The sequence below is a fragment of the Paraburkholderia sp. USG1 genome (assembly GCF_031570135.1).
Lineage (GTDB): Bacteria > Pseudomonadota > Gammaproteobacteria > Burkholderiales > Burkholderiaceae > Paraburkholderia > Paraburkholderia dioscoreae.
Genome location: NZ_JAMWXW010000019.1, coordinates 22,850 through 43,703, shown reverse-complemented (window position 1 = coordinate 43,703; position 20,854 = coordinate 22,850). Strand labels below are relative to the sequence as shown.

The window sequence follows — 20,854 nt, the reverse complement described above, 5'->3', positions numbered from 1 at the left end:
AGTAGATAAGGACTACAGAATGAGTGAAATTGTCATGCTGAGCGCGGCTCAGCTGGTTGCCGGGTTCCGGCAGTGCACGCTCTCGCCGGTGGAGGTCATGTGCGAGGTACTGGACCGGATCACGAAGCTCGACCCGGTGGTCAACGCGTTCTGCGCCCTTGACGAGGAAGAAGCGATGTCGGCTGCCAGCGAGGCTGAGCGGCGGTGGATGCGCGGCGAGCCGTGCGGTCCGCTTGATGGTGTACCAGTATCGGTCAAGGATCTTGTTGCCGTCGCCGGTCTTCCAACACGGCAGGGGTCGTGGACTGCCTCGCCGGACCGCGAAAGCGTCGATGCGCCGGCCGTGGCGCGGCTGCGTCGCGCTGGCGCCATACCGTTTGGCAAGACAACCACGTCCGAGTTCGGCAACAAGATCGTCACCGACTGTCCGATGACAGGCGCAACGCGCAATCCATGGGATACGCGTCTTTCGCCCGGGGGCAGCAGCGGCGGGTCCGCAGTCGCGGTTGCGCTGGGCTTGGGACCGCTGTCGCTTGCGACCGATGGCGGTGGGTCGATCCGGATTCCGGCCTGCTGGAGCGGCGTGGTCGGGTTCAAGCCGACGTTCGCGCTGGTGCCGGCGGGCAGTGCGGCGTCGTGGACTGCATTGTCCACACTTGGCCCGATCACGCGAACCGTGCGCGACGCAGCGTTGATGCTCGATGCAATGACCGGCACGAACACCTGCGCAAACAGCGACGGCCCCCCGGGGACCGGGAGGACGTCCGCCTATTCGGCCGGGCTGGACGACGGCGTCGCGGGCCTGCGGATCGCGTGGTGCGCCGCCCCGGCCGGCGTGTCAGTGGCGCCGGATATTGCGGAGTGCGTCGGGCGGGCAGTGGACGCATTCGGGACGCTCGGCGCGACGGTCATCCCGACCGACGTCGCACCGATCGTGGACTACTACGGCGATGGCCGTATCCATTCGGTCCAGTGGTCGGTGTTCTTCGCCCAGCGTGTGCGGCATATGGAGGCAGCCGACAGGACGCTGCTTGATCCTGACCTGACGGCACTTGCGGATGCGGGGGCACGGATCGACACCGCGACGTTCGTCGATGCCCTGCTTGCGCGTCACGCGCTCGGCGCGTCGATGGAGACCTTCTTTAAGCACTACGACCTGCTGGTTACGCCGACGTTTCATTGCGGGCCACCGCCGGTTCCCAGCTTGCCCGGCCATCTGCGCAATGCCCCGCTGCTGACCGCGTGGTGCAACCAGGCCGGCGTGCCAGCGATATCCGTGCCGTGCGGATTCGCTGGGGATATGCCGACCGGCCTGCAGATTATCGGGCGTCGGGGCAGTGATGCCCTGGTGCTGCGGGCAGCGCGCGCATATGAACTGGCACGCGGGGATTTTCCGGCGCCGGAAGGGGATCTGCCGCTTCCCGGTGACACGGAGATCGCGCCATGAACGTCCAGATTGTCAGGGTGGTGGTCCATGTCGTTGAACGGTGCGCGGAACTGGGCGAGCCGGTCACACCAGCGCATCGGCAGGTGGTCGCTGCTGCCGTGCTGAAGCCGGTCGACCCGGATGGCGCGGGTGACCTCGAGGCGCTCTATGCGACGGGCGCTGACCTGGGTCTGATCCTCACGGGTCGGGCGCTGCACGCGCTCGGTTGTCCGGGAGAGCAGATCCAGGGCTACGGGAAGGCAGCGCTCGTGGGCACTGGCGTGCCGCTCGAGTGGGGCGCGGCGCTGCTACACCCGCGACTCGGCAAGGCGGTTCGCAGCTGTCTGCCGGGCGCGTCCTCAATCATGCCGTCCGTCACGAAGCGAGGGCCGGCGGGTGCCTGCGTCGATATTCCCCTGCACAGCGTCACAGACATGTGGAGCTTCGACCATTTCGACACGGTCACGCTCTGCCTGGCGGATTCACCGGCACCGGACGAACTGCTACTTGCGATTGCACTGGCCGAGCGCGGCAGGCCGCTCGCGCGCGTCAGGCCGGGGTGACGTGTGGCGATAAACCGTGCGGTCAGTCAGGCGCGCGTCAAGCAAACGAGCGAACACTCACAGGCGATGAAGGAGATAAACATGTACAGGGATGGTCGGGGAAGGTGGAGGAAGGGTCTGGCAGCACTGTCGTTGTGCATCACGGCGGGTGCAGCGCACGCGCAGTCGTCAGTGTCGCTATACGGACTGGCCGATGCGTTTGCCGGCGTGGTGCGTACGCCAGGCGCGTCAGGCAACACCTGGCAGGTGGGTTCGGGCGGGCTTTCGACATCGTACTGGGGCATGTCGGGCGCCGAGGACCTGGGCGGTGGCATGAAGGCGATCTTCACGCTCGAGAGCTTTTACCGGATCATCAGTGGACAGTTGGGGGCGTACAACGGACAGTCCTTCTTCGGGCGCCGCGCGTTCGTGGGTTTAAGTGGCCCGTTTGGTCAGCTGACACTGGGGCGCAATGATTCGCTGCTGTTCGTCTCGACTCTGCTGTTCAACCCGTTCGGCAACTCGTTCGTCTTCTCCCCCATCGTGGTCCACAGCTTTCTGGGCTCCGCGATGGGTGCGGCTTCCGTGCAAAGCGATACGGCGATCGACGATTCGATCGTCTACCAGACGCCTGAGATTGGCGGACTCACGGGCAGTCTGCAGTACAGCAATGCGGGCGTCGCGGGCCACGCCGGGCAGGCAAACTACAGTGCGAACGTGCTCTACTTTGCGGGGCCGTTTTCTGCGACGGCCGCAGTCCAGAGCCTGCACACCGCGTCGCTTTTCCTGAACGGCGCCACGGAACAGACAGCGTGGCTGGTCGGCGCCGCGTATCGCCTGCAGGCGGTAAAGCTCTATCTCCAGTATGAGCGGGTGACCAACAACAACGAGCTCACCGACGATACCGTTCAGGTGGGCGCGAGCGCGCAGGTCGGCACGGGCAGCATACTCCTGTCCTGGGCGGGAACGCTCAGGCAGCCGGCACAGGGCGCGGATGTCCGCTGGTCGACCGTGGTGCTCGGGTATGACTATCCACTCTCGAAACGCACGGACGTCTACGCCGCATGGAGATACGACACCATGACCAGCGTCTCGTCCGGCAACAGCCTGGGCGCCGGTATCCGGATGAAGTTCTAGCCGCCCCCATCCGTCGTGGTCGGGTCGCGTTGACCGGGGCCGCTTCAGCGGTTCCGCAGCCCCCATGAAGCAGGCATGACCGGCCTAATTGCCGCCATCCCAAGCCGGTACGTTCTGCTCGCCGCATGTTGTTCACTTCGTCCGACGGGGTTCCCCGTCGATAAGACGGGTTTGTGTGTTGGCGTCAACCGCTGCTTGAATGCCCTCAGGTTCCGGCCACTGCAGGCCAGAACGATTCCTGGGGGCAAGTCATGTCAATCGAGGACAGTAGCGCGGACAGGATCCTGCGCCGTCGACAGGTCGAGGCGCGCACGGGGTTGTCGCGCTCGACCATTTACCGTCGTATGCAGGCCGGAACCTTTCCGCCGGCGGTCGCGCTTGGCGGCCGGCTGGTCGGGTGGCGGCAGGCCGATATCGAGGCGTTTCTCGCGAACCCTGCCCGCTATCGTGTGCCGGCACGCCTTCGCGATGTGGGCGCGGGAGGCGCGCCATGAGCCGGAACCTTGCTTCAGGACCGCTCGGCCCGCGTCTGGAGAATTGGGGCAACGCAGCGCGGGGCGCCTACGATCTGGTCGATGCGGCGCGGATCACGAAGGCGTGGGAGACCTTGCATCCCCGGCATCGTGACATGCTCCGCATGGTGTATCTCTGGCACGCCAACCAGGAGGTCGTCTGCCGACGTCTGCGCATACCGCGCCGGCCGGCGCAACGCTTCGCACTCGAACTGGCGGCCGCGCACACAGCGCTCGCGCGGGCGCTGGAGTCCGGAGACCCGCACCGCGGGAAGAACTCGCCGCCATTGGACGACGGTCACTAAGGGCGTGCTACTGCGAGGGGCATATCGGGGCTGGCCGCCCGGCATTCGAAGAACGGTAGATAACCGGCTTTTCGCAGCCATGAGGTGCCGCCCAGGCATCGGATGAAGCACCGAAAGCGCAGTGCGCCAACGAGGGGGAGCGCATCATTGGCCATGCCGGTTCAACGCACTCGCGCGCCTGCCGGCCCCGTATCGCCAGAAGGTGGGACCCATGGCAAAGTTGGGCGACCCGCTATCGGGCGAACCACCTGATTCGTTTCTCGCGCAACGACTCCTGGTGATTGTGGTGGCTACCGGTCAAGCCAGTTCTCGATCGCAAGACCGCGTATGCGGCTGAACACCTTCGTGTTGTCAGTCACGAGTGTGAGCCCCAACGCACAGGCATGAGCCGCGATCAGAAGCTCGTTTGCACCGATCGGCTGGCCAGCAATCTCAAGCTCTGCACGAATACCCCCGTATTCGGTGTCAGCAGGCACGTCCAGCGGCAGCACGGGAATGATCGCAAGCAGGCTTTCCACTCTGGCCAGCAATTTTTCGGAACCCTTTCTGGCACAGCCATAGCGCAGTTCCGCCGCGACGACGACGCTCGTGCAGATCGCCCTGGGATCAATTTGCCCGATATGGGTGGCCACCTTTCCGGACGGATAGCGGATCATGTCGCGGATGACGTTCGTGTCCAGCAGATAGCCGTTCAAGGTATGCCCTCCGGCTGAAGAGGCGCATCCTCAATATCCGGAAACTGGTCGTCAGGTCCGAACCGTGGCTCCTGTCTCCATGCATCCAGCAATTCGATGATGTTCGCGGGGGTTTTCACCGGCTCGATGATGAGCCTGTCGCCCTCCCGATAGATCAGGACGCGATCACCCGGCAACTCGAATTCGACCGGGATGCGTACCGCCTGACTCCGGTTGTTGCGGAACAGTCTGGCCTCCCTGGGGCGGCCGGAAGGAGGGGGCACGGGCATGATCATCTCCTTTGTATATACAAAATGTATATGCCAGAATGCCCATAGTCAAGCTCGACCCGGGTCGTAATAGCAATCCGTAGGGTTTGCGGTATCGTGGCATCCTCTGTGTCCAGACCCGGCGCCATAACCGGTGCCATGAAGCCGCTGATGCTGTTCCGCCATCGCAATTTTTTTGGGAACGCGTGGGAACACATGGGAACCCATGGGTAAACGCAGAGCCGGCGAGGTGTCTGCAGGCCCTTGCATTGCGCCACGTAGTCGCCTAGATTGAACCCAACAATCTGATCCGGTCAACGTGCCACGCACGACCGAGTACGCGTTAGCGGCCCCGCAGTTTCGATGTCTGAGCAACGACGTGGTGTGCCGTGTCGCATTCGCAAAAAGCCTGCATATGCAGGCTTTTCTGTTTTCTGGCGCTGATGCAATGATCCCCCGTTGAACCCGCGGTCAGCCTCCCCGGCGCCGCGGGTTCCTTTTTCTGCACAGGTTCATCGGCAGCGGGTGCGGCTGAGGACGATGAACCATGAAATCGCTTCTGATCATTTCGGCGACGGGCCGTTCGGGCAGCACGACGGTGTCCTGTCTGCTCGCCCGCCATCTGCAGTGCGCCTGCCGCTGCCGGGTACTGGTACTGGACCTGGCCGACCCACCCCGCTGCGCGCACGTGCTTGCCGGACTCGGCTTCGACGCGATCGCATCCAGCAACCAGGTGGTGGCCCCGAAAGAGAAGGGTCGATGCGTATCGGGGGGCTGTGTGCACGTGCTCAACGCCAACACCGTCGACGCGCTGGTCTTGCGAGACGATCCCGACCGCACGCGCTATTACGCGAACCTTCGTCACCTGCTGTCAACGGCGGCACGGTGGTTCGATGTCTGCCTGATCGACGCGCCCGCATTGCCTGACCTGCGCGCCGTCTGCGCGGAGGCGCTCGTAGACGCGGCGCTGAGCCCGGTCCCGATGTCGGCCGGATGCCTCAGTTGTGCCTCGGAGGTGATCAACGGCACATACGGCATCCGCAACGTCCGGGCCCGACTGAATCCGGCACTGCGCTTCACCGGGATCCTGCCGGTCGCAACGACGCCTGCGGCGATGGAAGAAGCGTGGATGAAGATGATGGAGACGACACTGCGGGAGTGGCTCATCGCCGATGTGGCGTCTCCCCGTGGATACGTCTGGCTGCCCCATCTGACGTCCGGCCGGCATATGGGATCGCTCACGCCAGGAGAGAGCGGGCGTGCTGCACGCGATGCCGGGGTGCATGAAGACCTGCCTGAAGAACCGCCTGAAAACATCAGGGCGAAGGCGGCCTGCCTGGATGTGCTTGCGCACCGGCTCGAAGCGATTGAGGACGCCACCGTGCCTGCGCTTCGTCATGGGGAGGCGTGTGATGCATGACGCGACCACCCTGATGAATACGGCCAGTGCCGTTGTCTTCCGCGCGCTGCGGCACGCACTGCGCCGCGGGTCGATCGTCGCCGCGGCATGCCTCGCCACGTCGGTCATGGCGCCGGGCGTTGCCCACGCCGACGACTGGGGCTGCCAGGTCATCCTCTGTCTGTCCAATCCCGGTGGTCCCGAACAGTATGGCGAGTGCGTGCCGCCCATCGAGAGACTGTGGACTGCACTGCGTCACGGCGATCCTTTCCCGACGTGCGATTTCGGGGAGGGTGGCTCGCAGGGGACGTCGGCCGCGAATGTCTGGGCGAGCGCGGGGTACTGCCGTGAGGACCTCCTGTACTGGGGTGGTTCCGAGCAGAGCGAACTGCTGTGCAACGCGCGCGGGGCGATCAACGTCGAGATCGACGGTGAACTGTACACGCGGGTGTGGTGGGACGCGCGAGGTACGGATCGAACGATCACGGAGTTCTACGGGGCCGGCAGTATCGCGCTTCCATATGACCCGACGCAGTCGGCCCGCCTCTTCCTCGAGCGGGAATCGGAGGGCTCCGGTGGACAGGGAGGTGGCGAATGATCCCGCTTGCCGCGTTCATGGTCCTCGCCCAGCAGTGCGCACCTGACGTGGCCCCCGCCACGATGGCCGCTGTCGTGCGCGTCGAGTCGGACTTCAATCCCTATGCGATCGGTGTGGTGCACGGGCGCCTGCAGCGGCAGCCGGCCAGCCTTGCCGAGGCCGTCGCCACCGCACGCGCACTCGATGCAGCGGGCTGGAACTACAGCGCCGGGCTCGCACAGGTAAACCGGTCGAACTGGCCGCGCTTTGGTCTGACAGCCGATACGGCCTTCGATCCGTGCCGGAACCTGGCTGCGGGCGCAGCCATTCTCCAGGGCTGCTTCGAACGCGCGAGGCGGATCCATGCGCAGGCCCGACAGGTCCAGCAGGCGTTGCGTTCGAGCCTCTCATGCTATGCGAGTGGCGACTTCTCGACCGGCTATCGCACGGGCTACGTGCAGCGCGTGGTTGTGCACGTCGCCGACACCACGCGCATCGTTCCCGTCGTGCCGGCCATTGACCCACAGGCCGAACCGCGGACATTAGCCATTCCCGTTGAAGCGGTGGCGTCCCCGGTCACACCTGCAGCAGGTGCACGACCGGACGTCGCATCGTCCCGGCCAGGGAATGGGCAGAGTGGTCGCCCGGACGGGCAGCCGGAAGAAGCAGCACAGGAGAGTGCGGTGGTGTTCTGAGTCGCAAAGAGATCACGGTGTGGAACAGGAGCATTCCATGAAATCAGGACTACGAATGATATGGCGTTGGCTTCCGGAGCGGCTGGAAAAACCCGGGACGGCGCGCCCCTCCCGACGCGGGCTTGCACTTCTTCCAGTGCTGGCCCTGACGGTGACGCCTGCCTGGGCCCAGCTTTCGCAGGTCAACACCCTGCTCACGACGATCCAGACGACATTGCTTAGCGTGGGCGCGGTGGTGTGCTCGATATCGATCATCTGGGCGGGTTTCAAGATGATGTTCCAGCATGCGCGCTTTGGCGACATCGCCAACGTATTCATCGGCGGCCTGTTCGTGGGCTGCGCCACGGTGATCGCGGCGATGCTGATCCCGACGAGCTGAGGCGGAGGCGCACATGAATCCGGCCGCAAACCGACTCGTGGATCCTGTCTTCAAGGGCTGCACGCGCCCCGCGATGCTCTGGGGTGTACCGCTCGTGCCCTTCCTCATGGTGGGCGGCAGCATCCTGATACCCGCGATCTGGGCGCTACTCGCGAGCCCGCCAGCAGGCGTCGGCATCGTGCTGCTCCTGATCCCCGTCTTCGTCACGATGCGCGCGGTCACGCGCCATGACGACCAGCGCCTGGCGCAACTCGCATTGCGGCTGCGCATGGTGGTTCGCCAGCGTAACCGTGGCTTCTGGTGCGCGCATGCCTACACGCCGCTGCGCCTGAAGAGGAGGGGCTGACATGGGTGCCCAGCCGCAACTGATTGACGTAGCCGAACGCGAGGTCGTACTCGCGGACTTTGTGCCGTTCTCGTCGCACGTCACCGACCAGGTCATCCGTACGCGGGAAGGAGACTACCTGCGCGTCTGGAAGATCGCGGGTATCGCCTTCGAGGCCGCCGATCCGGGCGACATCCTCGTGCGTCACGAAGGATTCAACCAGCTCGTGCGCAGCCTGCCGGGTGGTCATGTTGGCCTGTGGGCGCACCGGATACGCCGGCGCGTGACCGATCACTTCGCGACACCCTACGGCAACCCGTTCTGCCAGGAACTCGCCACGCGTTATTACGCGAGCTTTGCCGGCTACCGGATGATGGCCAACGAGCTCTACCTCACACTCGTGTACCGGCCGCACCGCACGCGCCTGGGGCGTCTTTTCAGCCAGGCAGCCCGACGCACGCCCGATGATATCCGGCGCGCCCAGCATGAGGCCCTGAAGGTGATGGCGGAGCTCGCGGCGCAGGTGGAATCCGCCCTGAAGCCCTGGGATCCAGTGCCGCTCGGTGTCTACCGCAAGCCGATCCGTTACACGCAGCGACCCGTGCGCTTTTCGGCGGCGCTGGAGTTCCTGGGGTATCTCGTCAATGCCGTATGGGAGCCGGTGCCCGTTCCGTCTGGCCGCATCGCCGATGCACTGCCGACGTCGCGACTGTTTTTCCGCACCGAGAAGGTGGAGATCCGTATGCCGGGTTCGACCCGTTACGCGGCGCTGCTCGACCTGAAGGACTACCCCGAGGAAACCGAGCCGGGCATGCTCGACGGTCTGCTTTACGGTGACTTTGAGTACATCGAGACCCAGAGCTTCACGATCCTCGACCGTCCCACGGCGAAGGAAGCGCTTGAGCGTCAGCGCAACCAGCTGATTGCGGGAGAGGACGTGGCGGTATCGCAGGTGGGCGCGATGGACCAGGCGCTCGATGACCTGATCAATGGCGACTTCGTCCTCGGCGAATATCACTACTCGCTGGCCGTCCTCGGTGACCGGCCGGACGAGGTCGCGCGACACGTGGCGAAGGCGCGCACGCAGCTCGCCGACGTCGGCTTCCAGACGGCGCTTGTCGATCTGGTGGCGGATGCTGCATGGTTTGCGCAACTGCCCGGCAACTGGCGCTACCGGCCCCGCGAGGCGAAGCTCACCTCGCGCAACGTCTGCGGCCTCGCGAGCCTGCACAACTTCGCGACCGGCAAGCGCGACGGTAATCCTTGGGGCGAGGCGATCACGATCGTCAAGACCCCGAGCGGCCAGCCGCTGTATCTGAACTTTCATGCGACACCGGAGAAGAAGAACTCGGCAGACGAGAAGGCGCTCGCCAACACGCAGATCATCGGCCAGGCGGGTGCCGGCAAGACGGTGCTGGAACTCTTCCTGCTCGCGATGGCGATGAAGTATGGCCTCACCGGTGTCGTCTACGACAAGGACCGGGGCACCGAAATCGCGATTCGGGCAATGGGAGGCCGCTACACGGTATTTCGACGGGGTGTCCCGACGGGACTCAATCCCTTCCAGCTCGAGCCGGACGGGACGGTGCTGGACTTCTGGGAGCGGCTGGTCCGCCGTCTGGTCGACATGGGCACGTTGCTCTCGGCGAAGGACGAACTCGACATTTCGCGCGCCGTACGGGAAGTGGCGCGCATGGAGCGGCCGCTGCGGCGTCTGTCGATGGTCCGGCAGCTCCTGCCGGCCGTGGGCGAGAACAGCCTGCATGCGCGGCTCACGAAGTGGTGCGCGGGCGGGCGTCTGGGCTGGGTGCTGGATAACCCGTCGGATCTGCTCGATTTCAGCCAGAACCATCTCTTCGGCTTCGACGATACGGAACTGCTCGACGATCCGGAGGTGTCGACTCCGGTCACGATGATCCTGCTGCACCTGACAGAGAGCCTGATCGACGGCAGGCGCTTCGTCTATGTAATGACGGAATTCTGGAAGCGTCTGGGAGATCCGGTCTTTACGGATTTCGCCAAAGACAAGCAGAAGACGATCCGCAAGCAGAACGGTCTGGGCATCTTCGACACGCAGTCGCCCGCCGATGTGTTGCGCAGTGACATTGCGCGCGCACTGGTCGAACAGACCGCGACATTCTTCTTCCTGCCGAATCCGCGCGCCGACCATGACGACTATGTGGACGGTTTCAAGCTGACCGAAGCCGAATTCAACATCGTCCGGTCCATGGGCGAGAACAGCCGCCTGTTCCTGGTGAAGCAGGGCCACCGATCGGCCATCGGCCGGCTGGATCTCGCCGGGCTCGGTGACGTGCTCGACGTGCTGTCGGGCACCACGGACAACGTCGAACTGCTTGACGGTATTCGTGCCGCAGTCGGCGATGATCCCGCAGCGTGGCTGCCGGTATTCCACGAGCAGCTGGCGAGGCGTCGCGCGATGGAATCGGCTGCACGCGGCCGTGCTGCGCACGCGACGGGAGGTTTGCGATGAGCGGCCTCTTTACCGCCGTGGGCGGCACGCTCGAGAACGGCATGTCCACGTATGTCACGAGCGTGTCCTCTGCGCTTTCCAGCGCGCTGGTGCCGGTCGTCACGACCGCAGTGTCGATCTGGATCATCACGTACGGGTTCGCCGTGGTGCGCGGCGAAGCCCATGAATCCGTCCCGGCATTCGCGTGGCGGGGGCTGAAGGTGGCCGTCATCCTCGCCTTTGCGCTCGGGTCGGGCATCTACCAGTCGCAGGTCGTCACCGTAGTCGAAGGGGCCACGACGGGGCTTGCGCAGACGATCCAGACCGCCGCCGCCAACGCGGGAGCGGGTAACGCCGGCTGCGGGACTGTGAGCGGCAGCAGCGTGACGGGCACGAGTGCATCCGCCATTTACCAGACGCTCGACTGCTACGACCAGCAGATCAATCTGGTGATGGATGCGTACTTCAACAAGGCAACGCATGAAGGCTTCAGCATCGCCGGCATCGTCGCAGGGGTGGGCGATTTTCTCTGCGGGCTGGTGGCGGCGCTCGGCGCGTCGGTCTTCCTGATCATTCTCGCGTTCGAGGTCGTCATGGCGAGGATGCTGCTGGATCTCGTGCTTGGCCTTGGGCCCCTGTTCATTGCGTGCGGGGCGTTCAGTCCGACCGCCCGGTTCTTCGAGGCGTGGATGGCCAAGATTGCCAACTACGCCCTGCTGCAGGTGCTCATCGCGGCCTTTCTGGGCATGGCGCTCACCGCATTTTCTGCGGATCTTGCTCCGTTTCAGGTGACGACGTCGGCACCCGATGCGAACGCGTCTGCGTTGACGGCGGCGATTCAGGGCGCACTCGATAACACGGCGTCCTGGGGGGCGGGGCTTGGCATGTTTGTGACGGGCGTGCTGCTGGCGACAGTGGGGTGGCAACTGCCTGCCGTCGCCTCTGGCCTGGCGGGTGGCGCCACGCTGTCCGGCTTCGGTGCCTTCGTGGCGGGATATGCCGCGCGGCAGGCTCTGCGCGGCCTCGGGGCGGCCGTCCAGTTCGGGCACGGGCCGCGTCGCCCCGGTGGAAAGATTTCGGATGGCGGCACACGAAACGGTTCAACACCTGCCTACCAGCGTATCGCCCGCGAGCATCTGGGTGACCTGGATAACAGAGGAGGGTCATCGTCATGATCAGGTCAATTGTGCAAACCGGCATCGTTCCCGTTGCGGCGGTGGTGATGATTGTCGGAACGATGCCATCGGCCCGTGCACAGGGCATTCCGGTCTACGACGCGCAGAACGTCCTGCAGGCCATTGCGACCGTCGGGCAACTGAAACAGGAAGTGCAGCAGGAGCTTCAGCTGTACCAGTCGCTCAGCGGCACACGCGGTTTTGGCGAGCTGATGAGTAATCCGGTCCTCTCCAATTCGCTGCCGTCGAACTGGCAGTCCGTCTATACGTCCATCCAGAGCGGCGGCTATGCGGGCCTCACGGGCAGCGCGCAGACCCTGCGCTCCGCGAGCGAAATCTACAACTGCGAGGACCAGAGCGGCATCGACCAGCAGGTCTGCCAGCGCGCACTGAACAAGCCATTCCAGGACAAGGCGTTCGGCACGCAGGCGTACCAGACCGAACTGCAGGAGCTCGACCAGATCCAGGGGCTGATGCAGCAGATCGACGTGACGCAGGACCAGAAGGGTATCGCGGAACTCCAGGCGCGCATCCAGACCGAGAGCACGGCGGTCGGCAATGAGATGACGAAGCTGCAGCTCTTCAGGATGCTGGCCGACACCGAAGACCGGCTCATTGGCGAGCAGCAGCAGGAACTCGTGCTCAAGCGCGCAGGCAACACTGCCCGGCTGCAGGACCAGATGGTGCCTGCGGGCTTTGGCAACTGAGTTCGGTAACCGGGTTCGGTAAAGAGGAGAGTGAAATGAGCCGATCCACCGTGGCAATCCTGATCGTTCAGTTAGTCATGCTGATGAATGGGTGTTCGGACAGTCTACCCAAACTAGTCCTGCCGGACGGTTCGCATCGCGTGCCGGTGAATCGCGTGCAACCGGTTCCTCCTTCCGACGGAGGCAGCCATGAGCAGTGAGCATGACGGCCGTGACGCCGGTGACTCCCTTGGTGATTACCGGCGGGCACTCGATTTCGAGGTGTCGGTCACCCACCTGCAGGAACGCTCGGAGCGTCGTGCGTGGCACGTGGCTCTGGCCTGCGTGACTGTCGCCATCCTGTGCGCCGTCGCACTGGCGGTGATGGTCCCGTTCTACCGGGTCGTGCCGTTGCCGATCGAGGTCGACCGGCTGACTGGTGAAGCCCAGGTGATCGACGTGCTGGACTCGAAGCAGGTGCCTATGCGTGACATCGAGGACAAGCACTGGGTGGAGGTGTACGTGCGCTCGCGCGAACGCTACGACTGGGGTCTGCTGCAGATGGACTACGACCGCGTGCTCGACATGAGTGACGAACGCGTGGCACGGGACTATCGCTCGGTCTATAACGGCCCTGATTCGCTGGACCGGCAACTCGGGGCGAACGCGCAGCGGCGCATCCGCATCCTCTCGACGACGCTCGTGCCCGATGAACCTGGGCGCGCGGTCGTGCATATCGAGCGCACGACATGGAAGAACGGTATCGACAATGCCGAGCCGCCACAACGCTTCGTCATCACGCTTGCCTTCACCTACCGGCCATCCGTCTTCACGCGTGAGCGCACGGCCATCGAGAACCCGTTCGGCTTCAGGGTAACCGCCTACAGCCGCGATTCCGAATACACGCCTGCTGCGCCGTTGCCGGCATCGTTGCCCACATTGGCACCCGCTTCGGGAGGTGCGCGATGAGAACGAACACATTGATGAGAGCCACCGCGCTGGCGACAGCGCTGGCAGTGTTATGTGTTGGCTCGTCCGGGGCGCACGCCTACGACGTGCCGGGCTGGTCGGGCGACTCGCGCGTGCGGCAGGTCGTGTACCGGCAGGACGAGGTGGTGCGGGTTATCGCGCAGCGCGGCTTCGCCACGCACATCGCGCTCGATCCGGCCGAACACATTCTCGTCGTGGCCCCGGGCGACCGGGATGGCTGGCAGGTGGTCGCGAACCGTGGTGACCATGATGTCTATCTCAAGCCGCAGCTTGCCGCGCACGACACGAACCTGGAAATCCGCACCGACCGGCACAGTTACAGCTTCGATCTGGTCGTGCTGCCACTCAGGGCCCGTTTCGGTAACGACGATGAGATGTACCGCATCACGTTCGTTTATCCGGACGTGGAGGCCGCGAAGACAAAGACCACTGACGCCGCTGCCCTCGTGCGCGAGCGTCTTGACCAGCCGCCGCGGGTGCGCAATAGCGCGTACTCGATGCAGGTCATGCCGCATTCGGAGGACATCGCGCCGACAGCGGCCTGGGACGACGGGCGCTTTACCTACATCCGCATTCCCAACAACCGCCGTATTCCCGCGATCTTCCGGGTGGCCGACGACGACAGCGAAAGTGTTGTCGACAGGCACATGGAAGACGACGTGATCGTCGTGCACGAAGTAGCCCGGCGTTTCGTACTGCGTCTGGGAAAAGAGGTGGTGGGTCTGTGGAACGACGCGTTCGATGTGGACGGCGTGCCACCTGCCGATGGCACGACCGTGAGCGGTGTGAAGCGTGTCCTGCGGAGCGATGGCCATGAATGAGCAGACGCCGCGCAATGCGATTGCGCCCGATACCGACCCCGCAAAGGTCACTGATACCATAAACGGTGACCTTGCGAGTCCGCCGACGGATCGCGGCATGCCGGAGCTGGGACAGGCGGGCGGCCGGCCCCGTGTCTGGTGGCTTGCACCACTGTTGATTGTGGCCTTCGTGATCGGTGGAGCGGTCTGGACGATCCACGGCTTCCTTGCCCGGCACGATGCGGCGGAGAAGGCGAAGCGCGATACCGTACAGGACCAGGTAGCCCAGGGGCGCGTGTTCGGCGACGGCGCCGCCCCGGCGTCGGCGGGTACAGCAAGCGGTCCGGTGGCCACAAGTGCGACCGCATCGGCACCGGTTGTAGCGTCAGCACGCCCGACTTCCGCACACACTGCACCGGCGCGCAGCTACTACGACGCGCCGCTGCTCTCGACCGGCTCAAGTGGTTCGGCCAACGGCGAGGCCGATACGGTGGCATCCGCACCCGCTGACGCGTCCGGTACGCAGACAAACGTGGCGATGGTGTCCGGAGGCCAGTCGTCGCAGGGCAGCGGCCCGCTTGCCCAGGCGCTGACGCCGACCGTCACGCCGAAGGTGCGTGCGGGCTTTCTCGGCAACCGCAGCCTGATTCTTGCAGAAGGCGCCAAGATCGACTGCGCCGGCGATACGGCATTCGATTCGACCCAGGCGGGTATTTCGACCTGTACGGTGACGAAGAACGTCTACTCGGACGATGGTCGTGTCGTGCTGATCGAGCGCGGCTCGCAGATCAACAGCGAGTATCGCTCGAACCTGGCACCCGGACAGAAGCGGGTGTTCATCCTGTCGGCACGGATCCGGACGCCGGAAGGGGTGACGGTCGAGATCGATTCACCAGCAGCCGATGCGCTCGGCCGCATGGGGATCGACGGATACGTGGATAACCACTGGGGGGCACGGATCGGTGCGGCGCTGCTGCTCGGGCTGACGCAGGACGCGATCGGCTACCTTGCGACGCGGGGCGGCAACGGCAACAGCTCGACCGTCTACGAGAACACGCAGCAGCAGGGCAACGACATGGCCTCGCGTGTGCTCGACAGCACGATCAACATTCCGCCCACCCTGACGCAGAACCAGGGGGCCGAGTTCACGATCGTCGTCGCACGGGACCTGGATTTCAGCCCGGTGTATGCGCTTCAGCCGGAGGGCACGCGATGAACGCGCAGGCCCACATCCACGATGAAGCGGCCACGGGCGCTGATACGTTGCTGCCGAGGCTGGCCGACGATGCGTCCGTGCGGGAGCTGATGCGGCCGTTCGCCGGCCTGCTCGATGACTCCTCGGTCACGGAGCTGGTGATCAACCGGCCGCAGCGGGTGCTGACCGAAACCCATCTCGGCTGGCAGCCACACGACTGTGCGGACCTCGACTTCGAGCGCCTGATGTCGTTTGCGGTCGCGGTCGCCACGCTCACGAACCAGGAGGTGTCGGCCCGGCATCCCATCCTGTCCGCACTTCTGCCGGGTGACGCGCGTATCCAGATTGTGGTGCCACCCGTCGTACCACCGCGCACGGTCTCGATTACGATCCGGCGCCCGTCCGCGCGCGAGAAAACCCTTGATGCGTACCGCAGCGAAGGCCTCTTTGGGGAAGCCGTATGGCGTCGCCAGGATGAGCTCGACACGTCGCGCCCGGCGCTGCGGCCTGCGGTTAACAGGCTCCTTCACTACCTGGAGGCGCGGGATTGGAGCACGTTCTTCGACCTGGCGGTGAAGGCCCGTCTGAATATTGTGGTCGTCGGCAATACGGGTTCGGGCAAAACCAGTTTCATGCGAACCCTGTGCCGCTCCATCCCGTCGTCCGAACGAATCATCACGATCGAGGACGTTCGGGAGCTGTTTATCCGGCATATCGAAAACAGTGTGCACCTGTTGTACAGCAAGGGCGGACATGGCCAGGCGGATGTGACCCCGGCTGACCTGATCGCATGCACGATGCGCATGCGTCCCGACCGTGTGCTGCTTGCCGAACTGCGCGGTGCCGAAGCCTATGACTTCCTGAAGCTGCTGACCACGGGACACTCGGGTTCGATCACCAGCTATCACGCGTCGAGCGCATCGGTGGCCATCGAGCGGTTCGCGCTGATGGCGAAGGAGCATCCCGAAGCCGCTACGTGGGACGACGCAGCACTGCGGCGGCTCCTCTTCATGACGATCGACGTGGTGGCGCATATGGAGGCAGTTGCGCTCTTCGACGAGACCGGTGTCCAGACCGGCCGGCGCTGGTCCATGACGGAAGTCTGGTTCGATCCGCTGCGCCGCCATCAGGCGGACTTCCGCTGAAAGGGGCACGCACCATGGACATCGGAAAGACAACCGGAACGGTACGGTCCACCAGCGATGGGAACAGAGGAATCCGTTACCACGCAGTGGTCGCCCTGGTGACGCTTGCGATCGTGGCTGGCGCGGCAGCCGGACTGGCGCTCGCGCTGTGGCTGGCTTCGTTTTTCTTCGTCGCGAGCCAGCACGTCAACCCGCTTCATGCCGGGTTTCATGCGTGGCCGGATGCGGCGCTGGCCTGGCATGATGGACATCTGCCGAAGCAGGGAAGACGCCTTGCCGGTGCCGCGTTGTTCGGCGTGGTGCTGGCATTTGGTGCCCCCGCACTCGGCGTATACACGCTTCTGGAACAGTCCGGGCGCCGGCGTCTCTATGGCAGCGCGAGGTTCGCCAACGAGGCGGATGTCCGCCGGGCAGGCCTGCTATGAGCACGATGGCGAACCCCGGCGTCTACGACAGCGGGCCGCCGCTGGTCGTGGGCGTGTGGCACGGCCGCTATCTGCGGTTTGCCGGCCAGCAGTTCGTGCTGCTCGCAGCGCCTGCGCGCTCAGGCAAGGGCGTGGGTATCGTGGTGCCCAACCTGCTGAGCTACCCCGATTCGGTGGTGGTGCTCGACATCAAGCAGGAGAATTTCCACCTCACCGCGGGCTTCCGTCGGGCGCACGGGCACGACGTGTACCTGTTCAACCCGTTTGCGGAGGATGGCCGTACGCACCGGTACAACCCGCTGTCGGCCATATCGGGTGGCGTTTTCCGCGTCGGTGACATTCTCGCGATCGGCTACGCGCTGTACCCGGTCGGTGGTCACGACGACTTCTGGAAAGACCAGGCGCGCAACCTTTTCCTCGGCATCGTGCTGCTGCTGTGCGAATGGCGCGATGCGCGCCGCGCGGGCAATACCGATGCGCCCGACTGTCCGGTGACGATGGGCGAGGTGCTGCGCCAGTCGTCGGGCAACGGCATGCCAGTCAAGGCGTATCTCCAGCAGGCATTGCTGCAGAACCGGCGGCGGCTCAGCGGTGCGTGCATCGACGCGCTGAACCGCTTCCTCGCGAACGACGACAAGGTGCTCGCGAGCATCCTCGCGACCTTCAATGCACCGCTCACGATCTTCGCCAATCCGATTGTCGATGCGGCCACAAGCGCCAATGACTTCGACCTGCGTGACGTGCGCAGGCGCCGCATGTCGGTCTATGTCGGCATCACACCGGACCACCTGACCGAGGCGGCACTTCTCGTCAACCTCCTGTTCTCACAGCTGGTCAATCTGAACACCAAGGAACTGCCGCAGGACAACCCGGCGCTGAAGATTCAGTGCCTGCTGCTGATGGACGAGTTCACCTCGGTCGGCAAGATCCACATCATTGCCCGCGCGGTCGCCTACATGGCGGGCTATAACCTGCGGCTGCTCTCGATCGTGCAGTCGGTCTCGCAGCTCGAGTCGGTGTATGGCCGGGCGGACGCGAGAACGTTCGTCACGAATCACGCGATGCAGATCATCTATGCACCGCGCGAGCAGAAGGACGCGAACGAATACTCGGAGATGCTCGGCACCTTTACGGACCGCTCGCGTAGCGTGAGCCGGTCGAACGCGATCTTCGGCGGACGCGGTGGGTCGAGCGAGAGTTTTTCGGAACAGCGCCGGCCGCTGCTGTTGCCGCAGGAGCTGAAAGAGCTCGGGCGCGAGAAGGAAATCATCCTGCTCGAAAACACCAAACCCATCCTGGCGGAACGCATCTGCTACTGGCGTGATCCGGTTTTCACGTCACGCCTTGCGGCCGCCCCGGCAATTCCCGCGATGGACCTCGTGCGCTTCACCGCCCAGGTCGAGCGGCGGTTAAGGGATCTGCAACCCGATGACATGGATGAAGCCGGCGTCCTGCACGTATCCCCGGAATATCTGGAAGTGCTGCAGACATGGGATCCGCGCGAGCTGCCGCGGCATCTGAACGACATCAGCGATGAAGAGGCAGCCGCGTACGTCGAGCGGCATTTCATCCTGTTGGGCGTACCGGCCAAAGGGGTCGCGGTAGCGGCACGCCGACTGTCGCCATCCGATCTCGATGTCGCGGAACTGCGCCCCGCGGATGGCGTCCCCAAAGCGCATGCCGCGCGCGGTACAGGCGCCTCGCGGAAACGCCAGGGGCGCACCCCGTCGCGCACCGCTGAGGGTTCGAACGTCGTGCCGCTTCATGGAGACCGCCGATGAACACCCGCTACCTGAGCGAAGAAGAACGCGCCCGTGCGGCGCTGGCCATGATCCCGTCCGGGGACTACGCGACCTGGGTCGATATGGCCTTCGCGCTCAAACAGGGGTTCGGCGAGGCCGGCTTCGACATCTGGGACGAGTGGAGCCGGACCGCCCACAACTACAGCGAGCGTGCCGCGCGCGTGACGTGGCGTTCAGCCGGTGAGTCGGGCGGCAAGACGCTCGCCTCGCTCTTCTGGCTGGCGCAGCAGCACGGCTTCGACGTCCGGGCTTCGCGTGCGGCGATGGATCCCGCGGACAGGTCGCGGATGCAGCCGATCCGCCCGTCGGAGGAACAGGCCCGACAGGGCGCGCAGCTCGAGGCCCGCGTGCGCGCGCGACAGGAGGCTGTCGCCCGGGAAGCACTCGCGATCTGGAAGTGGGCCCGGCCCGTGGGTCCAGACCATCCGTATCTCGAACGCAAGCAGGTGAGGCCCGTGCCGGCGCTGCGCGAGCTGGAGGCCGAAGAACTGCACGCGCTGCTCGGCTACGCGCCGCGTAGTGCCGAAGAGCCGCTCACGGGGCGTGTACTGGTTGTGCCGGTCCGCATCGGTGACGCCCTTTCGACGCTGGAACTGATCGACGCCGACGGGCGCAAGTCAGCGCTCGCGGGCGGCGCGAAGTCCGGCGGCTGCTGGGTCGTCGAACCGGGCCAGTTCCGTGAGGGCGCCGTGACGCCGGTCCTGATTGCCGAGGGCGTCGCCACGGCACTGGCGGCGTGGCAGGCGACGGGCTGGTTCAGCGTGGCCGCCCTGTCGAGCGGCAACCTGCGGCCGGTGGCTGCCATGTGGCGCGGCCGCTATCCGGAAGCGGAGGTGCTCGTGCTCGCCGATCTCGGCGCCGGATATGAGCATGCGAAGCAGGCCGCGCTCGGCACGTCGTCACTGCTGGCTGAGCCCCGTTTTGCATCGGACGCCCGCATTGCCGGTGCGATACCGACCGATTTCGACGACATGGCCGTACTGTCCGGAACCGGCGCGGTCGGTGATCTTTTACGGGAATCGCTTTACGGCGTGCGGGTGCGGGATGCAACAGGTGCGGAAGTGGACGGACCAGTCGCGGTTGCACAGGGAGCAGAGGGTGTACTGAAGGAGGACCATGCAATGGGCAATGTGAAAGAGAAACTCGTGGGCGATGGAGAGGCTTCGGGGCGGCGCCGTACTTCGCGCCGTCGGGCTGGCCATCAGGACGCGCCGGAACCGGCACCGCAGGACAGCACCGCACCGGAACCGGCAACTGAACAGCCCCAGTCGCAATCGCAATCGCCGGAGCCGGTTCCGGAACAGCGGGAAACCGATGCACCGAAACCTGCTCGTATGTCAGCGCGCGATGCGGAACCGCCGGCGCGCCGCCGGGTAGGTGAGCCACTGTACGGATTCGACGAAGTCCCCGGTGAGATCAAGGCACTCGCGCAGCACCGGTTCGGCGCGCAGATCCGCATGGCGACGCCCCGCGAGAATGGCGGACCGTACCGCGGCGAGGTGTTCAACACCGAGCACTACCTGATCCAGGAGGTGTCCACGCGCAGCGTCGTGTTCCATGCGAAGTCGAACATGGAGTTCGTCTCGGACCGCCTGCGGTGGATGGATGAGAACCAGCGGCTCAACGGCGCGGAGGTGCAGGTCGGGTATGACGGCGCACGGGCGAAAGTGTATCCATGGGACCGCGCCCGCGACCTGCTCGAGCGCACGGTCGCCTCGCTGAAGAAGTCTGCCCGCGAGGTGGGTTTCGGCAGCGAGCTCGACGCGACACTGGACCAGCTGCAGACGATATCGTGGACCCGGGTGCGGGAAGCACGGGCGGCGGCGCTCGCGCAGTCGAAGGAGCGTGCAGGCCGCGAACAGGAGCAGGGACCGGGGCCGCAACGCTGAGCGATCGACGCGCTGCCTGCCAGGGCAGTGACCAGAG

Annotated in this window: 23 protein-coding genes; 21 read left to right on the top strand and 2 right to left on the bottom strand. The window is 65.0% G+C overall.

Annotated elements, in window-relative coordinates; genetic code table 11:
* Window positions 1-19: 19 nt before the first annotated feature.
* From NE850_RS24105 to NE850_RS24085, 5 genes are all read left to right on the top strand, one after another.
* A complete protein-coding gene (locus tag NE850_RS24105; protein WP_012431241.1) occupies window positions 20-1,447 on the top strand; it encodes an amidase family protein in 1,428 nt (475 codons plus the stop codon).
* Window positions 1,444-1,989 carry an amino acid synthesis family protein gene (locus NE850_RS24100; RefSeq protein ID WP_012431242.1) on the top strand — a complete coding sequence of 182 codons (546 nt, stop codon included), beginning with the start codon at window positions 1,444-1,446 and terminating at the stop codon, window positions 1,987-1,989. Before NE850_RS24105 ends, NE850_RS24100 begins: the two co-directional genes overlap by 4 nt.
* Before the next feature lie 81 nt (window positions 1,990-2,070).
* Entirely contained in the window at window positions 2,071-3,105 is a 1,035-nt protein-coding gene (locus NE850_RS24095) for a porin (protein ID WP_012431243.1), read from the top strand.
* Window positions 3,106-3,356: 251 nt separating this feature from the next.
* On the top strand, window positions 3,357-3,599 hold the full coding sequence (locus tag NE850_RS24090; RefSeq protein WP_012431244.1) for an AlpA family transcriptional regulator: 243 nt from the start codon (window positions 3,357-3,359) through the stop codon (window positions 3,597-3,599).
* The gene (locus NE850_RS24085; RefSeq protein ID WP_012431245.1) at window positions 3,596-3,922 is read left to right on the top strand and encodes a hypothetical protein; all 327 of its coding nucleotides are present in this window, start codon (window positions 3,596-3,598) and stop codon (window positions 3,920-3,922) included. The genes NE850_RS24090 and NE850_RS24085 overlap by 4 nt, the downstream gene beginning before the upstream one ends.
* A gap of 290 nt (window positions 3,923-4,212) precedes the next feature.
* Here NE850_RS24085 and NE850_RS24080 read toward each other — a convergent pair whose 3' ends face one another.
* Together NE850_RS24080 and NE850_RS24075 are read right to left on the bottom strand one after the other, a co-directional pair.
* On the bottom strand, window positions 4,213-4,617 hold the full coding sequence (locus NE850_RS24080; protein ID WP_012431246.1) for a type II toxin-antitoxin system VapC family toxin: 405 nt from the start codon (window positions 4,615-4,617) through the stop codon (window positions 4,213-4,215).
* Window positions 4,614-4,886: an AbrB/MazE/SpoVT family DNA-binding domain-containing protein gene (locus NE850_RS24075; protein WP_012431247.1), complete on the bottom strand. Its 273-nt coding sequence runs from the start codon at window positions 4,884-4,886 to the stop codon at window positions 4,614-4,616. The genes NE850_RS24080 and NE850_RS24075 overlap by 4 nt, the downstream gene beginning before the upstream one ends.
* Before the next feature lie 526 nt (window positions 4,887-5,412).
* Here NE850_RS24075 and NE850_RS24070 point away from each other — a divergent pair.
* Genes NE850_RS24070 through NE850_RS23995 form a run of 16 tightly spaced genes read left to right on the top strand, consistent with a single transcriptional unit; the run spans window position 5,413 to window position 20,817 of the window.
* Window positions 5,413-6,285 (top strand): ParA family protein, encoded by an 873-nt coding sequence (locus tag NE850_RS24070; RefSeq protein WP_012431248.1) that lies wholly within the window; start codon window positions 5,413-5,415, stop codon window positions 6,283-6,285.
* A complete protein-coding gene (locus NE850_RS24065) occupies window positions 6,278-6,862 on the top strand; it encodes a hypothetical protein (protein ID WP_012431249.1) in 585 nt (194 codons plus the stop codon). Before NE850_RS24070 ends, NE850_RS24065 begins: the two co-directional genes overlap by 8 nt.
* Window positions 6,859-7,536, top strand: a complete 678-nt coding sequence (locus NE850_RS24060; RefSeq protein WP_012431250.1) for a lytic transglycosylase domain-containing protein — start codon at window positions 6,859-6,861, stop codon at window positions 7,534-7,536. Before NE850_RS24065 ends, NE850_RS24060 begins: the two co-directional genes overlap by 4 nt.
* 37 nt (window positions 7,537-7,573) lie before the next feature.
* Window positions 7,574-7,915 carry a TrbC/VirB2 family protein gene (locus tag NE850_RS24055; protein WP_039339345.1) on the top strand — a complete coding sequence of 114 codons (342 nt, stop codon included), beginning with the start codon at window positions 7,574-7,576 and terminating at the stop codon, window positions 7,913-7,915.
* Window positions 7,916-7,928: 13 nt separating this feature from the next.
* The gene (locus NE850_RS24050) at window positions 7,929-8,261 is read left to right on the top strand and encodes a type IV secretion system protein VirB3 (protein WP_012431252.1); all 333 of its coding nucleotides are present in this window, start codon (window positions 7,929-7,931) and stop codon (window positions 8,259-8,261) included.
* A 1-nt stretch (window position 8,262) separates the two neighbouring features.
* Window positions 8,263-10,731 (top strand): VirB4 family type IV secretion/conjugal transfer ATPase, encoded by a 2,469-nt coding sequence (locus tag NE850_RS24045; RefSeq protein WP_012431253.1) that lies wholly within the window; start codon window positions 8,263-8,265, stop codon window positions 10,729-10,731.
* Complete coding sequence (locus NE850_RS24040) at window positions 10,728-11,885, top strand: type IV secretion system protein (protein WP_012431254.1); 1,158 nt, start codon at window positions 10,728-10,730, stop codon at window positions 11,883-11,885. Before NE850_RS24045 ends, NE850_RS24040 begins: the two co-directional genes overlap by 4 nt.
* Complete coding sequence (gene virB5 / locus NE850_RS24035; RefSeq protein ID WP_012431255.1) at window positions 11,882-12,592, top strand: P-type DNA transfer protein VirB5; 711 nt, start codon at window positions 11,882-11,884, stop codon at window positions 12,590-12,592. The genes NE850_RS24040 and virB5 overlap by 4 nt, the downstream gene beginning before the upstream one ends.
* Window positions 12,593-12,627: 35 nt before the next feature.
* Window positions 12,628-12,792: a hypothetical protein gene (locus NE850_RS24030; RefSeq protein ID WP_012431256.1), complete on the top strand. Its 165-nt coding sequence runs from the start codon at window positions 12,628-12,630 to the stop codon at window positions 12,790-12,792.
* Window positions 12,782-13,540, top strand: coding sequence for a virB8 family protein (locus NE850_RS24025; RefSeq protein ID WP_012431257.1), 759 nt, complete (start codon window positions 12,782-12,784; stop codon window positions 13,538-13,540). The genes NE850_RS24030 and NE850_RS24025 overlap by 11 nt, the downstream gene beginning before the upstream one ends.
* A gap of 14 nt (window positions 13,541-13,554) precedes the next feature.
* Window positions 13,555-14,382: a TrbG/VirB9 family P-type conjugative transfer protein gene (locus NE850_RS24020; RefSeq protein WP_021161991.1), complete on the top strand. Its 828-nt coding sequence runs from the start codon at window positions 13,555-13,557 to the stop codon at window positions 14,380-14,382.
* On the top strand, window positions 14,375-15,577 hold the full coding sequence (virB10, locus tag NE850_RS24015; RefSeq protein WP_021161992.1) for a type IV secretion system protein VirB10: 1,203 nt from the start codon (window positions 14,375-14,377) through the stop codon (window positions 15,575-15,577). The genes NE850_RS24020 and virB10 overlap by 8 nt, the downstream gene beginning before the upstream one ends.
* On the top strand, window positions 15,574-16,701 hold the full coding sequence (gene virB11 / locus NE850_RS24010) for a P-type DNA transfer ATPase VirB11 (protein WP_012431260.1): 1,128 nt from the start codon (window positions 15,574-15,576) through the stop codon (window positions 16,699-16,701). Before virB10 ends, virB11 begins: the two co-directional genes overlap by 4 nt.
* A 14-nt stretch (window positions 16,702-16,715) precedes the next feature.
* On the top strand, window positions 16,716-17,126 hold the full coding sequence (locus tag NE850_RS24005; protein ID WP_012431261.1) for a hypothetical protein: 411 nt from the start codon (window positions 16,716-16,718) through the stop codon (window positions 17,124-17,126).
* The gene (locus NE850_RS24000; protein WP_012431262.1) at window positions 17,123-18,907 is read left to right on the top strand and encodes a type IV secretory system conjugative DNA transfer family protein; all 1,785 of its coding nucleotides are present in this window, start codon (window positions 17,123-17,125) and stop codon (window positions 18,905-18,907) included. Before NE850_RS24005 ends, NE850_RS24000 begins: the two co-directional genes overlap by 4 nt.
* Entirely contained in the window at window positions 18,904-20,817 is a 1,914-nt protein-coding gene (locus NE850_RS23995; protein ID WP_012431263.1) for a PriCT-2 domain-containing protein, read from the top strand. Before NE850_RS24000 ends, NE850_RS23995 begins: the two co-directional genes overlap by 4 nt.
* Window positions 20,818-20,854: the final 37 nt, after the last annotated feature.

Excerpts from the sequence above, each read along its gene's own strand:
- NE850_RS24100 (WP_012431242.1), top strand. The coding sequence starts at position 1,444 with ATGAACGTCCAGATTGTCAGGGTGGTGGTCCATGTCGTTGAACGGTGC.
- virB10 (WP_021161992.1), top strand. The coding sequence starts at position 14,375 with ATGAATGAGCAGACGCCGCGCAATGCGATTGCGCCCGATACCGACCCC.
- NE850_RS24060 (WP_012431250.1), top strand. The coding sequence starts at position 6,859 with ATGATCCCGCTTGCCGCGTTCATGGTCCTCGCCCAGCAGTGCGCACCT.
- virB11 (WP_012431260.1), top strand. The coding sequence starts at position 15,574 with ATGAACGCGCAGGCCCACATCCACGATGAAGCGGCCACGGGCGCTGAT.
- NE850_RS24005 (WP_012431261.1), top strand. The coding sequence starts at position 16,716 with ATGGACATCGGAAAGACAACCGGAACGGTACGGTCCACCAGCGATGGG.
- NE850_RS24030 (WP_012431256.1), top strand. The coding sequence starts at position 12,628 with ATGAGCCGATCCACCGTGGCAATCCTGATCGTTCAGTTAGTCATGCTG.
- NE850_RS24045 (WP_012431253.1), top strand. The coding sequence starts at position 8,263 with ATGGGTGCCCAGCCGCAACTGATTGACGTAGCCGAACGCGAGGTCGTA.
- NE850_RS24020 (WP_021161991.1), top strand. The coding sequence starts at position 13,555 with ATGAGAGCCACCGCGCTGGCGACAGCGCTGGCAGTGTTATGTGTTGGC.
- NE850_RS24075 (WP_012431247.1), bottom strand. The coding sequence starts at position 4,886 with ATGCCCGTGCCCCCTCCTTCCGGCCGCCCCAGGGAGGCCAGACTGTTC.
- NE850_RS24050 (WP_012431252.1), top strand. The coding sequence starts at position 7,929 with ATGAATCCGGCCGCAAACCGACTCGTGGATCCTGTCTTCAAGGGCTGC.
- NE850_RS24090 (WP_012431244.1), top strand. The coding sequence starts at position 3,357 with ATGTCAATCGAGGACAGTAGCGCGGACAGGATCCTGCGCCGTCGACAG.
- NE850_RS24070 (WP_012431248.1), top strand. The coding sequence starts at position 5,413 with ATGAAATCGCTTCTGATCATTTCGGCGACGGGCCGTTCGGGCAGCACG.
- virB5 (WP_012431255.1), top strand. The coding sequence starts at position 11,882 with ATGATCAGGTCAATTGTGCAAACCGGCATCGTTCCCGTTGCGGCGGTG.
- NE850_RS24040 (WP_012431254.1), top strand. The coding sequence starts at position 10,728 with ATGAGCGGCCTCTTTACCGCCGTGGGCGGCACGCTCGAGAACGGCATG.
- NE850_RS23995 (WP_012431263.1), top strand. The coding sequence starts at position 18,904 with ATGAACACCCGCTACCTGAGCGAAGAAGAACGCGCCCGTGCGGCGCTG.
- NE850_RS24065 (WP_012431249.1), top strand. The coding sequence starts at position 6,278 with ATGCATGACGCGACCACCCTGATGAATACGGCCAGTGCCGTTGTCTTC.
- NE850_RS24025 (WP_012431257.1), top strand. The coding sequence starts at position 12,782 with ATGAGCAGTGAGCATGACGGCCGTGACGCCGGTGACTCCCTTGGTGAT.
- NE850_RS24095 (WP_012431243.1), top strand. The coding sequence starts at position 2,071 with ATGTACAGGGATGGTCGGGGAAGGTGGAGGAAGGGTCTGGCAGCACTG.
- NE850_RS24085 (WP_012431245.1), top strand. The coding sequence starts at position 3,596 with ATGAGCCGGAACCTTGCTTCAGGACCGCTCGGCCCGCGTCTGGAGAAT.
- NE850_RS24000 (WP_012431262.1), top strand. The coding sequence starts at position 17,123 with ATGAGCACGATGGCGAACCCCGGCGTCTACGACAGCGGGCCGCCGCTG.
- NE850_RS24055 (WP_039339345.1), top strand. The coding sequence starts at position 7,574 with ATGAAATCAGGACTACGAATGATATGGCGTTGGCTTCCGGAGCGGCTG.
- NE850_RS24105 (WP_012431241.1), top strand. The coding sequence starts at position 20 with ATGAGTGAAATTGTCATGCTGAGCGCGGCTCAGCTGGTTGCCGGGTTC.